General features: G+C 57.8%; 6 protein-coding genes and 1 tRNA gene. 5 read left to right on the top strand and 2 right to left on the bottom strand.

Features of this window, described 5'->3' with window-relative positions:
* Positions 1-6 precede the first annotated feature (6 nt).
* A tRNA-Leu gene (locus tag HY010_00760) sits at positions 7-91 on the top strand.
* A gap of 179 nt (positions 92-270) precedes the next feature.
* On the opposite strand, the gene HY010_00755 is transcribed toward HY010_00760, so the two are convergent.
* Positions 271-1,833 (bottom strand): thiol oxidoreductase-like protein, encoded by a 1,563-nt coding sequence (locus tag HY010_00755; protein ID MBI3474236.1) that lies wholly within the window; start codon positions 1,831-1,833, stop codon positions 271-273.
* 236 nt (positions 1,834-2,069) lie between these two features.
* Positions 2,070-3,614, bottom strand: coding sequence for a heme-binding protein (locus tag HY010_00750; protein ID MBI3474235.1), 1,545 nt, complete (start codon positions 3,612-3,614; stop codon positions 2,070-2,072).
* A 225-nt stretch (positions 3,615-3,839) separates the two neighbouring features.
* On the opposite strand from HY010_00750, the gene HY010_00745 reads away from it, so the two are divergent.
* The 4 genes from HY010_00745 to HY010_00730 all read left to right on the top strand — a co-directional run bounded on the left by HY010_00745 (position 3,840) and on the right by HY010_00730 (position 10,298).
* Positions 3,840-4,649 carry a FecR domain-containing protein gene (locus HY010_00745; GenBank protein MBI3474234.1) on the top strand — a complete coding sequence of 270 codons (810 nt, stop codon included), beginning with the start codon at positions 3,840-3,842 and terminating at the stop codon, positions 4,647-4,649.
* A 33-nt stretch (positions 4,650-4,682) separates the two neighbouring features.
* Positions 4,683-7,049 carry an adenylate/guanylate cyclase domain-containing protein gene (locus HY010_00740; protein MBI3474233.1) on the top strand — a complete coding sequence of 789 codons (2,367 nt, stop codon included), beginning with the start codon at positions 4,683-4,685 and terminating at the stop codon, positions 7,047-7,049.
* A 421-nt stretch (positions 7,050-7,470) separates the two neighbouring features.
* Positions 7,471-7,989: a hypothetical protein gene (locus HY010_00735; GenBank protein ID MBI3474232.1), complete on the top strand. Its 519-nt coding sequence runs from the start codon at positions 7,471-7,473 to the stop codon at positions 7,987-7,989.
* A 281-nt stretch (positions 7,990-8,270) separates the two neighbouring features.
* Entirely contained in the window at positions 8,271-10,298 is a 2,028-nt protein-coding gene (locus HY010_00730; protein ID MBI3474231.1) for a carboxypeptidase regulatory-like domain-containing protein, read from the top strand.
* Positions 10,299-10,327 lie beyond the last annotated feature (29 nt).

The following is a 10,327-nucleotide window of genomic DNA, read 5'->3' as shown; positions in this document are numbered from 1 at the left end:
TACCTTGCGAAAGTGGCGGAATTGGCAGACGCACCAGACTTAGGATCTGGCGGGTAAAACCGTGGGGGTTCGAGTCCCCCCTTTCGCACCAACTATTTCGGGCCGGTGAGAGTTCTTTCGTGCTCTGAGAAACTGGTTGCGTTCAACCTGAAACGCCTGCCAGAAAGTAACTTCTCCTTGTATGCGTAACCCCAGTCCCCGGTGCCCCAGCGCAAAGATTCGCTGGAGCACATTGGTTTTGGAACCCAGATTAACCCGGTGCCGGCTCGCTTACTCCGGATCCGCTGGATTGTTAAACAGCACCGTCAACTTGATGCTGCCGTGACCGAATTGAGGGAATCCTGTTTTTGTCGGATCGCCCGGATCCAGATTCGAAGCAGTATCATCCGGCGGGAACAGCACCAGAGAATTCAGGAATGTCTGGAGAGCAACTTTTCCACTGCTCCCGAGTCCCGCATACTTGTCGCGTGACTTTTGCGCTTCTCCACCGTGGCGGAGGATTACATCGTTCAAGGTCATGCTGCGTCCATCGTGTCCGTACGGACCAGTCGAACCGATTCCCCACAACGGACGTGTTAGAAATTGGGCTTGTATCGTTCCATCCCAGTTGCGCTCGTAGAACTTCGCTCCGACATCATGCCGCTTAAAATCGGAGAAGATGTCGTTCACGACAAACGAATTTCCCAAGGGAAGCTTCAGGAGCGGGAGACCTGAACCGTCGTCCACTTCGTGAAAGAGTGGCGTCGCTGTCGCAAACATGCTGTTGAAGATTCCCCGCGCCGGATCGTAGACCGTCTCCAGATCCGCCACGCGGCGGTCGTGGTTAATGGTCATGTCGGATACGTGACAGGAAGAGCAGCCCAACTGTTGAAACACTTTTCGCCCCTTGTCCGCAACTGAGTTCGGTTCGCCGTGTCCGGGCTTGAAATAATTGAGCAGGTAAAACTCCAGATGATCCACGATCGCGGGATCGATCTCGTTTCCATTGTCCGGATCAGGTGCAGGAGGCGCACTGATCCTGTCTTTGGACCCGTCCAGAACCATGCCCGACGGAGTGACCACGCGCCCGCCGGCACTTGCTGCGAGCAGGTCCGGGTCGGCTGAGGCTTCCAGACCCATTTCGTTGTGCAGCGCGCCCACGATAAATTCCCGCAGGGAAATTGTGCTTCCTTCGGCAAAAAATGGCTTCACTCGCAGATCGGCATCGACGCCTTGCACCTTCGTCGTATCGACCGAGCCGTCTGGATTGCCGGTGATGGTCCCGTACTTTACGCCTTTGCTTGTCAGCTTCAGCGTCATAGGACGTTTCATCTGCTTCGCCAGGGTGACGGCCAGGTCACGGGTCGAGCGCAAGTCGGTCGTAATTTCGTCAGCCAGCATTTCTTTCAGGCCCAGGCCGAACAGATGTCCCGCATCCCGACTGTCTGGACGAGTGACGACGTTGCCACCTGTCCCCGCTGATCCGCGCGGGCGACCATGGCACAAGGCGCAACTGTCCGACAAACCGGCTCCGATGCCAATGTCATTGTTGATGTCGCCCACGCCGTCTTTTTCGTTGGCCCCCTGTCCTTGCAAGCGGGTGAATTTGCGCTGGAAGAGCTGCCGTCCCCGGCGAATGGCGCGGAACGGATCGCGGTTGATGATGTACATGGAAGATCCCTCCACCATGACGTCTCCACGCCCCGCGCCGATTTCATCAAGCAGAGATTTGTTGATTCCAGCCTTGGCTGTGTTCGGCGCCTGTGTGTTGTCGATCATCTGCGCTTGCCCCGCGAGACTCCACAGGAGCATGGCCAAACAAGTGAACGTGTATGCTTTCCCCAAATGTCTCATGATCTCTCCCTCCACATTTTCCCGTGCTGCGGAATCTTGAATGCCGCGAAGAGTCGATTCCGGTCGAACCCCGGATCGCGCTCTACTCTGACAAACGGAAGGTAACGGGAAAAGACGACACGCCTGTTCCGAAATGTTGAGGGTGGCGATTGCAACGGTCCAAAATGCAGTCCCAGGGACTGTTACGGTGCCGGGCAGTTTTTGGCCTTGTCCCGAGCACTGCGGCTGCGTTCGGGCTATTGAGTAGGGTTTCTTGGAAACTTCAGGTAGGGTAAACGTACGCTGTCGATGATTATCTGGTCGGCACGGATGTTATCGGGCGCATCGAATCCTTTGGCTCCGGCATTGGTTACATAGTCGTCCTGATCGACGCCGTCTCCGCTTACGCCCAGTCCGCCCACTAACACTCCGTTTTTGTAGAGCGGCACGCTGCCGGGGAAGAACACTACTCCATTCTGATCAGGATTCGCCGTTTGCGAACCATTCGTGCAGGGATGAGCAATGTCAAAAGTATAGAGATTGAAGAATGGTCCCGGCGCGGAGTCGTTGATGCCGGGAGGGAAAAAGGGCTGGGCACCGAATCCGATGGTGCGATTCGAAACGGCTGTGCCGGCGGGAACTCCAGGCAGGTCGGGCGTTCCCGCAGGATTACTGAAATAGATCACGTTGCGCGCTTTCGCGACGGCTACATCGACGCTGAACACGGTGGCATCCGGCATTCGGTGGAGGCCGAGTACGGTGCCGTCGAGATCCGTAACCGCGATCGTCATTTTCGTTCGAGAACTCTGCGGCAGGCGGATCACGGCGCGCGTCAGATTCGCGGTCGCCACGGCCTGATTGATGATGGTCGTTACATCCGCTTGTGTGAGCCCAGATGTTCCAGCATTGGGCCCAACCAGATCTCCTTCAGGAGGCAGACTGCCCGGTATTGGTCCCACGAAGTACGTTCCGGCTGTGGTACCGGGATCGATTCCCTGGGGCGGCGTGGTCTGATTTACAAAGGGCAAGGCAATCCCGCCCACAATCACAACACCGGGCGGCGGCAATTGCGATGGGTCGGGAAGCAGTCCTGACTGATGAGCTCCCGTATAGGCCGCAAACTCTGCCGCATCGGTTCTTGCGGTGACGACGCCCACTCCTCCGACCGCGTAGCCATTCTTGAAAAGCGGTACTCCGCCCGGATTCACTGCGGCTGAATCGCTATCGTTGATGTCGGCTTTGCCCGTGATGATACCGAGCCCCAGGCTCAGGCCGTCGATCGATCGCGAGGGATCAATATTCTTTGCGGGCAGGAAGGTTGCGTTCAGCGAACAACCGCGATTCGTGTTTTCAATTCCATACAAGTCTCCGTTCCCAGCGTTATCGATGCCGGGCGGAAAATGAACACCGCTGATGAAGCGCACGGTGCGACTCGAAAGCGGAGCCTGGTTGTTGCTGAACAGGGCGGCGGTGCGAGCCAAGGCTACGGCCAGTTCTTTACTGTCGACGAGCGCCCCGAAATTGCCGGGAGAGGTAGCGGGCGCTCCGGCATTTTGAAATACGGCGAGAATTTTCCCGGAGCGATCCGCGACCGCAATCACCATCGGGACGTTCAGCGACTGTGCGGCATCTTCAACGACAGTTTGTACCTCGGTGGCAGTGAGCGGCACTGGGGGCGGCGGCGGAGGAGTGGGTACTACCGAACTGGCACTGCCGCACGAAGTAGCCAGCATTGCCACCATCAGCAACACCAACGCTCCTGCGGCGACCCGTCCGTACCGATCCCAAATGCAATGCTTCATTCCACCTCAAGACACGCGTCGGCGCTAACGAGTGGTGTCCAGTATCGCGAACTCCGACCCAGCCGCGATGGTAATACGGGATTTCAGCAGAAACGAGGGGGCTGATACTTTCGAGTAACCACAATCGACACTCCCCGAGGGTGGTAACGTTGACAATCCCTTTGCCTGTGCAACAATTCGGTTATCTTCCAGAAAAAATAGTGGGAATCGGGTAAGGGGACTAGCTTGACTTCTTTCAAACGCATCGTTGCAGGACTATTGTGCCTGATGCTGTCGCCATTGCCGGCGCTCTGTGCGCCCGCTCCGAGTGCACAAACCGCTGGACAGATCAGCGCGCTTATTCCGTCCGCTACACGCAATGACAAGCCTGCCAGGGTGAAAGACGACCTGGTGTGGAACGACCTGCTCAAGACGGAGCAGAAAGGGCGTCTGCGAGCTGGTTTGACGGATGGATCCATCCTGAGCCTGGGCTCGAATAGCGAATTGCGCGTCGTGCAGCACGATGCCGCGTCGCAGCAGACTTCACTGGAAATGGATTTCGGCAAAGTGCGCAGCAAGGTCGTCAAAGTCACGCAGCCGAATGGCAAGTTCGAAATGAAGACGCCGAACGCGGTCATCGGTGTCATTGGCACTGACTTCTACGTCAGCTACGAGACCAACAAGACGACTGTTATCTGCTATACCGGCAAGGTCTGGGTCACTCCGGTTGGAGATGCCAAGGTGGTGAAAAACTCTGGCCAGTCCGCGGAGAACCAGATCATAGTGGCAGCGGGACAGATGGTGGTAATCAGTTCAGTGATACCTCCGGCTGGTTTCCAGCCTCAGTCCACGCCCGCCGAAGTGCAACGGGCGAGCGCGTCAGAAACCTCTGTGTCGGATGTTGCACCGCCCCTTCACCGCGCCCATTTTGTGCGCGACGTGCTGATTGGAGCGAGCGTGGCAGCGGCCGGGTTCGCGGTGGGCATCACGCAACTCAATACCAGCCCGGCGGCTCCGCGGGGACAATGCGATCCGCAGAACCCGAAGTGCAAGTAAGGAACTGTTTCATCACCTGGAAGCGCGATCCCTATGACCCTGCGCGAACAAAGGTGGTCTCGCTGGACTCGATGGCTGGGTAGATTTTCGGCCCGTCAGATTGACCTGGCTCTAGCTGTACTGGTCACACTGGCGGGCCTCGTCTTGTTCGCCTTCGCGGGCATCGCCGGCAGTACCCAGGCCGGTTTCCTCTTCTTGCAAAACATCGAACAGCGTTCGCTCGACATGCGATTTGCAGCGCGCGGGGAACGCCCGCATGACGATCGCATTGTGATCGTCGGTATCGACGAGAAAACGCTCCAGAATATCGGCGCTTTTCCCCTGCCCCGCACGGCTTACGCATCGCTGGTGCAGAAGCTTAGTGCAGGCGGCGCGGGAGTAATCGCCTTTGACGCCACATTCCCCACGCCCGAAAACAATTCCGCTGGACAGGCACTGGCGCAACTACAGCGCGAGCTGGGGACCTCGGCCCCAGCCAGCGTAGCTGCAAAAATCAAAGCTCTGGAATCTGCCGGCGACCACGATGCGATCCTCGCGGCCGCGTTGCAGCAATCCGGTAAGGTCGTTCTCGGCCACCTGTTTCTCGACAAAGACCGCGCCCAGTCTTCCGATCCGAAGCGCGCCGAGGAATATTTCAACATCGTCTGGGCCAAAGCGTTTCCGCAGGTGCTGAAGGCTAAGTCGAAGGGCCGCGACTTCGATATGAGCCGCGCCTGGCTGGAGCACGGCGGCAACGCGTATCCCGGAGCTGAGGCGAACCTGGCCCAGTTAGCCGAGGCGGCCGCGTCCTACGGCTATCTCAACATCAGCCCCGATCCCGACGGCACCCTCCGCCGCGGACTGCTGATCGTCCGCTATCAGGACCAGGATTTCTTTCCCTCGCTCGCCATGCAAGCGGTCCTCGAGTACGAAAAAATTCCTGATCAGGAGATTGCGGCTTATATCTCCGAGAACGGCCTGGAGCGTATCCAATTTGGCCGCCACCAACTCAAACCCTGGCAGGACGGCAGTGTCCTCATCAACTTCACCGGCCCCTTCCATACCTACAAGCACTACTCAATGTGGGACGTGCTCAACGGCACAGTGCCGCCCGAAACCTTCAAAGACAAGATCGTGATCATGGGCGGAACCGCCCTCGGCATCGGTGACCTCCGCAACACGCCGTTCCAGAAGCAGGACTCCGGCTACATGGGTGTAGAGGTCCACGCCAACATCATCGACAACCTCCTGCACAGCGACGAAAAAGGCCGCACCTTCTTAACCCGCGGCCTGAACGAAGAAATGATCGACATAGCGACGATCCTGATCTTCGGCCTGGTCTTCGGATTCTGGTTCAGCCGCATCAAGCCGCTGTATTCGACGTTATCGCTCTTCCTGACTCTGGGACTCTTCGCCTGGTTCATCTACTTCAGCTTCGCGCGCTGGGGATTGTGGCTGAGCTGCGTGATTCCCGCCGGAACGCTGGTCATCAACTACGCCGTCATCACCAGTTTCCGCATGATTTTCGAAGAAGGCGAGAAACGAAAGATCCGCAAGACGTTCGGTCAGTATCTGTCCCCGGGCGTGATTGGACTCATCGAAAAAGATCCGCAGAAATACATCCGTCCCGGCGGAGAGACCAAAAACCTCACCGTGATGTTCAGCGATATCCGCGGCTTCACGACGATGTCCGAAGGCCTCACCGCCGACGAACTAGTCCTGCTACTGAACGAATATCTTGGCGAAATGACCGAAGTGATTTTTCACAACCTCGGCACGCTCGACAAATACATCGGCGACGCCATCATGGCCTTCTGGGGATCGCCCTATCCGCAAACCGACCACGCCTACCGCGCCTGCGCCTGCTCTCTACAGATGATCCAGGCCCTCGACAAACTCAACGCCAAGTGGAAGGCCGAAGGCCGCAAGCAAATTGCCATCGGCGTCGGCCTGAACACCGGTCCGGTCAACGTCGGCAACATGGGCTCCGCCAAGCGCCTGGCCTGGACCGTGATGGGCGACAACGTCAACCTCGCGTCCCGCCTGGAGGGCATCACCAAGGAATACCGCGGACGCATCGTGATCAGCGAAGGCACCTACCGCGAAGTCGCCGACAAATTCGTCTGCCGCGATCTCGACAAAATTCGCGTCAAGGGCAAGAACCTGCCGGTAACGATCTACGAACTACTGGACTTCGCCGAAAACAAACAGAAATACGAACCTCTGCTAACCCGCTACAACCACGCCATGGAAGCCTACCGAGCCCAGAACTGGCAGGAAGCTGCCAGCCGTCTGGGAGAAATGCTGACACACTTTCCCGATGATGGTCCGACGCAGATATTTATGGACCGCGTGCTGGAATTCATGCAACACGCGCCCGAGGCGGATTGGGATGGGGTTTACGTGATGAAGACGAAGTAGGGGTTGCCTCGGCGCCATGACAAGACGACACCCGGAATTGATGGCTCGCCAACTTAGCTGAGTGTAATGTTGTTAACACGAGATGCGGGCACGGAATCCAACAAGACGCAACCGGAACATTGGCACCCCGAAGAGCGGTTATGGTCAGAACAACAAGATGACCATTCCCGCGATTGCTCATGGACATCATGTTTTTTGGGAAAGAATTGACAACGCTACGGAAGTGCGCAGAATTGTTTCGGATCGATTGCTGAAGTTCTTCATTCAACCTACTAGATCCGATTGTATCCACGCTTGCACGGTCGACGACATTGCACGATTAATATCCCATGTTCCTCTGATCGACTGGGAAGGACTTGACGCGGTCGTGCTCAGGCAGCCACGACGGAAAGAGCAAACTCTAGCGTCGGTATGGGGCAGATTGGCGTATGTCGCGGACTTGGTGAACGAGCGTGGAAGTGTCCTCTACAGTGGACCGGCAATAGTCATCGAAGCGGTGAATCCAGCGGAGTCCCTGAAGTTAGGAAAGTCCCTGTCTCCTGACGATACTGCTGAGTTGGAACGTTTGAAGTTGGATGGACACAAACTGCGCTCCGGGGACCGAAATCACACCCTCGATCCGACTCTAGAGAGCTGTCGGGCGACACAACTGTATCGCACTGTGCTCCACGAAATCGGACATTGGGTCGATTTTCTTGAGAAGGTCGAACGTCCGTCGACGCGGGCTGATGGGAACTTAGAAAATGACGCCTACGCAGGTTTGCTCAATCGATACCATAGTCGGCCGGACGCCGAGAAGGAGCATTTCGCTCATCGCTACGCGGAGCGTTTGCGTAAGCACCTGATCGCGATCGGTGCGATTCCGTTTGAGCGCGTCCTTGACCACGACCAGTCAACGCGTGATGGGTTGAGTTTGCGAGAATTTCTCCCCAACATTTAGAGCGACGTGACCCTTTCCATGTGGATACTTCTAGTGACCAACAGTAGTCCCACTCCGCAGTTTCCTTTGCTCCCGCGCCGTCGCTATGGTACCAAGGGAACTGACTCTCCTTGGGATGGTGCTGACGGGTGCAGACAGGCGGAGGCGCGCTCCGGTGGTCCGTTTTGCGTCTGCCGTGCTTCGGACTTTTTCTGCTGTTTTTTTTGACGACGCCTCTGTCAGCGCGGCGGCCTCAATCGGATCGCCGCATTCCAGAACGTTCTCCCGCCACGACGGCGACGGTGCAGGGAGTAATTCGCGATTCGCAGGGACGCGGCATTCCCGGCGTCCAGCTCGACTTGCAGAGTACAAGTAGCGGTACGGCTAGCGGCCAGCATTACTCCGTCACGACGAATGTCGAAGGCATCTTCCGCTTGCGCGATGTACGCCTTGGCGTCTATGAAGTGAAGCTCACGCGCGAAGGATTCGAAGCCCAGACGATTTCCGGCTTCCAGGTCGTCCGTCCCGTCAGCGTTCTCGAGCTTGCGCTGAAAGCCTCCAGCGAAGCGATTCCCGCCGCCCATTGCCCCTCTGGCGTGCCGGGGACGCCCTGCGTGGCCGCGCCGACAGGTCCAACGAATCCCTATCCCGGCCTGAGAAGCCAGACCGAAACGACGCCAGCGACGCCCGAACAAATTCCGCCCGCGTCCGCCAATTTCTCCCCCAACCCCGACCGCTGGGACATCGCCATGCCCGAATGGCGTCGCTACGAAACGCAGCCGGACGTGCCCTACGTGAAAGGCCACTGGTACGATCCCTTCAACCGCAACCGGCTCAAGGGCGACTACCCGGTTTTTTCTTCTGGTGGCGGACAGCAATGGTTCTTTCACTTCACCGGCACCAGCGAAACCGGATTCGACGCCCGCCGCCTTCCCACCCCCAGCGGCCTGAGTTCCGATCCCGGCGACACCGGATTCTTCGGACGAGGCGAGCAGGCATTCATGTCGGAGAATCTGCGCCTGTCGTTCGACCTCTTCCGCGGCGATACTAGTTTTCGCCCCGTGGATTTCCGCGTCCGCATCACGCCTGAGATCAATCTCAACTTCCTGCAAACCCGCGAACGCGGCATCGTCAACGTCGACACCCGCAAAGGCACGAACCGTTTCGACACGCATATAGGATTGCAGGAAGCCTTCGTTGAAGCCAAAATCCGCGACCTGAGCCCGAACTACGACTTCGTGTCCGTGCGCGCCGGAATCCAGCAATTCACTAGCGACTTCCGCGGATTTATTTTCTCGGAGGAGCAGCCCGGCGTTCGCGTCTTTGGAAATCTGCGTTCCAACCGCCTTGCCTACAACGTCGCCTGGTTCGACCTTCTCGAAAAAAACACCAACAGCGGCCTGAACTCGCCCCACCGTCGCGGACAGCAGGTCTATGTCGCGAACCTATACGTACAAGATTTTCTGGCCAAAGGCTACACCACCGAATTCAGTTTCCACTACAACCGCGACGACGCCAGCATCCACTACGACGACAATGGATTCCTCGTCCGCCCCGCGCCCGTCGGAGCCGTAGTCAACGGCACGCCGCGCCCGCATAACATCCGCGCCTACTATCTGGGATGGACCGGCAACGGCCACATTGGTCGCATCAATGTCAGCAACGCCTTCTACCAGGCACTCGGCCACGACGACTTCAACACCATCGCCGGCCGACGTGTCGAGATCAACGCCCGCATGGGCGCGCTGGAACTCTCCATCGACAAAGACTGGATGCGCTACCGGGCTTCCTTCTTTTACGCATCGGGTGATTCCAGCAATCGCTCCGGCGCGTCCCGCACAGACGGCACCGCCCACGGCTTCGACTCGATTGTGGATGATATGCACTTCGCCGGCAGCGAGAACAGCTTCTGGGATCACGAAGGCATCCGCCTGACCTCCACCGGCGTGGCCTTAGTCACTCCAATGAGCCTGCTGCCCGATCTGCGCTCGAACAAAGAAGAAGGCCAGTCGAACTTCGTCAACCCAGGCATCTACGTTTTCAATCTCGGCGCAGACTTCGACGTCACGCCCAAACTGCGCGCCTTCGCAAACACAAACTACCTGCGCTTCGATCGCACAGAGCCGCTCCAGCTGCTGCTGTTTCAGCAACCAATCCGTCACAGTATCGGAACCGATTTCGGCGCGGGCGTAGAGTACCGTCCGCCGCTGAGCGAGAACATTGTCATCCGTGGCGGCGCTTCGGCGCTGGTGCCGGGACAGGGATTGCAGGACATCTATAACGGCAGAGTGCTGTTCTCGCTATTCGCAAAAGTGAAATTTCAGTTTTGAATCATGTTGAGGGAATGTGAGAGGCACTC

The organism is Acidobacteriota bacterium (assembly GCA_016196065.1).
Taxonomy (GTDB): Bacteria; Acidobacteriota; Terriglobia; order Terriglobales; family Acidobacteriaceae; genus Acidiflorens.
The sequence above is the reverse complement of the archived record's forward strand: the minus strand, read 5'-3'. Positions and strand labels throughout refer to the sequence as shown.

What these genes read in the sequence shown, in the direction of transcription:
- HY010_00750 (MBI3474235.1), bottom strand. Translation starts at nt 3,614, where the DNA reads ATGAAGCATTGCATTTGGGATCGGTACGGACGGGTCGCCGCAGGAGCG.
- HY010_00740 (MBI3474233.1), top strand. Translation starts at nt 4,683, where the DNA reads ATGACCCTGCGCGAACAAAGGTGGTCTCGCTGGACTCGATGGCTGGGT.
- HY010_00755 (MBI3474236.1), bottom strand. Translation starts at nt 1,833, where the DNA reads ATGAGACATTTGGGGAAAGCATACACGTTCACTTGTTTGGCCATGCTC.